The organism is Vibrio sp. T9, from assembly GCF_003123985.1.
In the GTDB taxonomy this organism is placed as follows: Bacteria; Pseudomonadota; Gammaproteobacteria; order Enterobacterales; family Vibrionaceae; genus Vibrio; species Vibrio diabolicus.
In genome coordinates this window covers 1-324 of sequence record NZ_NIGY01000151.1, presented here as the reverse complement: position 1 = coordinate 324, position 324 = coordinate 1, and the positions used below count along the sequence as shown (strand labels likewise).

Here is a 324-nt window from a genome sequence, read left to right as displayed (position 1 = left end):
TGGTGCGATCCAGCATCTGACGGGTATCAAGGACGCCGGCACGATTGTCGCGATCAACAAGGACGGCGAAGCGCCGATCTTTGAGATTGCGGACATCGGCCTGGTGGGGATCTGTTCAAGATCCTGCCGGAGCTGGAAGCGGCGTTGGGCTGAACAAACGCTCAGGCGGCGCCGCGCGAACCACGCGCGGCGGCCGCGAATGGCAACGCCAGCAGGAAGACCAGCAGATCGCCACCGAAGGTGGCCAGGCGAAACGCCGAGACACTGATCAGCGTAGCCTGCTCGCCCAGCAAGGCACCAAACAGCGCCAGGAACACGGCCTCC

The 324-nt window shown here is 64.2% G+C and carries 1 pseudogene; it reads left to right on the top strand.

The window, feature by feature from the left end:
* Positions 1-153: pseudogene (locus CBX98_RS26735) on the top strand (electron transfer flavoprotein subunit alpha/FixB family protein); the annotation flags it as partial.
* Positions 154-324: the final 171 nt, after the last annotated feature.